This window comes from Microcoleus sp. S28C3 (genome assembly GCF_036700785.1).
GTDB lineage: Bacteria > Cyanobacteriota > Cyanobacteriia > Cyanobacteriales > Microcoleaceae > Microcoleus > Microcoleus asticus.
The window spans coordinates 1-2,980 of sequence record NZ_JAUBPO010000246.1 but is presented as its reverse complement, the minus strand read 5'-3'; the positions used below and the strand labels follow the sequence as shown (position 1 = coordinate 2,980).

Genomic DNA, 2,980 nt, shown 5'->3' with positions numbered 1-2,980 from the left:
CTCTCGTCCCCTCGCTATCTCTGAACTCCTCACCTTTCGGGGGTTTCAATATCTCACTCCTTAAGAGAACAGTGTCACGGCGACAACTTGTTGGTCTATTGGTTTAAGTTGCATTGCTGGTACTCCTTACTAACCCTTATTAGAAGCTACCTTGAATAGCAGTGAGGGCGCATCGTACCGAAGGTAATAGTTGCCAGCACATTTCATTCTAAACCAGCCTTTAGTATGTTGGAATTAAAACCAGCTCAACTTTGGGCGTTGCATAATAGAGGAAAGATTTGCATTCACGCTTCTATCAAACAAAGTCTGTAAAAATGGCCACCGTCGCGGCAAACAAAACTACTTGTGCCGTGACTGCGGAAAGCAATTAGTTGAATTTTGTCCGAAAAAATAAAAGTCAATTAAGGAGCAATGCTTGACAATGTACGTCAATTGTCAGGAAATTCTGGCTATTGAAAGAATAAGTGGAGTTAATCATAATACAGTTATTAACTGGGTTAAACAAGTGGGCTTTTCTTTACCTGATGCTCCGGATCATGAAGAAATTCCCAAAGTAGCACGGGTTAGATGAACTTCCAACTTTGGCAGATCAAAAAAAATATGGCTTGGTTGTGGACGGCTTTAAAAAAGGGAGTTACAGGTATTTTAGCGTTCGTTTTAGGAGACATAAGTGCCGAGACATTTAAGCATTTGTGGAAAATAGTTAGGGGATGAAAATGTTTTTTTCTGTGACTGATGGCTACTGTGTTTATGACAAATATATTAACGATTGCGACGGAATTATCTCGAAAACGTATATGACACGAGTTGAGGGAGAGAATACTCGACGAGCGACATTCCGCAAGCCAGACTTCATCGACGAACTCTTTGCTATTCTAATTCTGAAGAAATGCTCAAACTATCAATTGGCTTGCTTTTGTGTTATCTAAAATATGGGACTGTTCCTATGGTAGCATAAATCATCTCTTAATTGTGCAACGCCCAACTTTGATATTGAGCCATATTTTGAAAGCTCCGATCGCGATACAAATTGAAGGCAAAATTGCCTGCGATTGCCAACATTGAACAACCCCAGCCGTGTGAATGCGAGCAGCATATTCGCCGTGGCTGACATCACGGATATGTCAGGATTCAGGTCTGAAAGAGAGGAATGATCTCAGGCATAGTCAAGTCACAAAAATGGGCATTCATAGCCTCACGGAAAAAAGCCATTCTAGTATCTTTGATGGGGCAAATTAATCTAAAAGACTGCCGAAAGAATGGTTTGATTTTATAGTAATTTCTCACTATTTTTTTAACGATGAGGAGAGGAGAAAAAAAATCCTTCACATTTACAATGATATATTTACAAACAGCCTGAATGATTTGGGTTAAGCTTTGCTAATTATTCAAGAAAAGAAGTTGTTACTAATACCCTACAATGTTCGTCGAGTTGATGATTACCAAGAGGAGGTATGTATGTAGTACAACAATTTGTCGATAAACTGGGCTTAAAATTAGTTTGGTATAAATATTTAAGTTCAACTGATAGGAGGAAATCCCATCCTAATAATCCAAAATTTGCTAGAGAAACTTTACCTCTCAATGAATTTATCAGTCCACTTTTTCGCCAGCACTTTAAGTTACATTATGACTCCCATTATGCACTTGATGACTGTGTGATTTTAGCAAAAAAATAAGTACAAAATAGTTAAAATATTGTGACATAGTTTTTGACCTTTTTTGCTGCTTTTTTATACGAATGCGAGCTGCGAGGCAGGGGTTTCAACCCCTGCCTGACGGTCGGACTGGATCAGTGACCGATCATCCAAGGTCGTCCCCCTCGGTGTTCGCGATTCCGCTGCGGTTTAGGTTCCTCAGAACGCTTAACTACCTGCGGTTCCCGATTTTCTTGACCTTTCAACCGCAGCTTTCCAGTTAGAATCATCGGCGGCGAAAAGAGGCGTTTAGCAACAGTTTCGCAACTCGGGCAAAGCACCGGTGTATCTGATTCTGCAAGAGGGCGCCACTTATCAAAAATGCCGCAAGTTTCACACTTAAAATCGTAAAGAGGCATATCAATAATTTTTGATTGTAGATTTGAGACGCAAGGAGTAGGCTGCGGGCAGCACCCGCCCTACTAATTGAGGGCTTACGCAAGAAAGCAATTTTTAGACTATTTGTGAGGGTAAGGTGCACTTCGGCGCACCCTACAAAAGCTAGTCTGTGCGTAAATCCTGTAATTAAGACGGCAGAATATCCATCTGGAAAATTTCTGTCGGTAAAGCAATAGTGCAGCAAGCATTGGGAATATCCACAATGCCACTGATGCGACCCTCAACCGGAGCACAACTTAATAGCAAATACGCTTGTTCTCCGGTAAAACCAAACTTTTTCAAATATTCGATCGCATTCAAACAAGCTCGTCGATAAGCAACGTGGGCATCCATATAATACTGCTGACCCGTAAATTCATCAACAGAAATCCCTTCAAAAACGAGGTACTCAGAATAGCGGGGTTCCACCGGCCCGGGTTTGAAAATTGGGTTGACCATTGCGTATTTATCCATGCCACCTTTGATAATATCAACGTGGAGGTCTATGTACCCCGACATTTCAATTGCCCCGCAGAATGAAATCTCCCCGTCTCCTTGAGAAAAGTGAATATCTCCCATCGAAAGTTTCGCGCCTTCGACATACACCGGGAAGTAAATTCTCGAACCGCGCGACAGGTTCTTAATATCGCAATTGCCGCCGTGTTCCCGGGGAGGAACAGTGCGCGCCGCTTCCGCCGCAACTCGCTCGAATTCTGCCCCTTGCAGCGACCCCAAAACTGCATTCTGGGGGTTCGGCAGTGCTGCTAAAGGTGGCACTCGATCGGGATCTGTTGCTACTAATTCCGCTTCCCGTTTGTTCCATTTATTCACAACAGTCCGGACAGTTTTTTGGGGTGAGTGGCGAGGAAAGCTATCCAAGGCTTAAAGTACAGTCATACATAAAA

3 protein-coding genes and 1 pseudogene are annotated in these 2,980 nt (G+C 42.5%); 2 read left to right on the top strand and 2 right to left on the bottom strand.

The window, feature by feature from the left end; genetic code table 11:
* The first annotated feature begins 265 nt into the window (after positions 1-265).
* Positions 266-958, top strand: a pseudogene (locus tag QUA13_RS32110) (IS1 family transposase).
* 496 nt (positions 959-1,454) lie between these two features.
* Entirely contained in the window at positions 1,455-1,679 is a 225-nt protein-coding gene (locus QUA13_RS32105; protein ID WP_333205095.1) for a hypothetical protein, read from the top strand.
* A 113-nt stretch (positions 1,680-1,792) separates the two neighbouring features.
* Here QUA13_RS32105 and QUA13_RS32100 read toward each other — a convergent pair whose 3' ends face one another.
* Together QUA13_RS32100 and QUA13_RS32095 are read right to left on the bottom strand one after the other, a co-directional pair.
* Positions 1,793-2,056 carry a zinc ribbon domain-containing protein gene (locus QUA13_RS32100; RefSeq protein WP_333205093.1) on the bottom strand — a complete coding sequence of 88 codons (264 nt, stop codon included), beginning with the start codon at positions 2,054-2,056 and terminating at the stop codon, positions 1,793-1,795.
* A gap of 166 nt (positions 2,057-2,222) precedes the next feature.
* Complete coding sequence (locus QUA13_RS32095; RefSeq protein WP_445242775.1) at positions 2,223-2,906, bottom strand: acetamidase/formamidase family protein; 684 nt, start codon at positions 2,904-2,906, stop codon at positions 2,223-2,225.
* Positions 2,907-2,980: the final 74 nt, after the last annotated feature.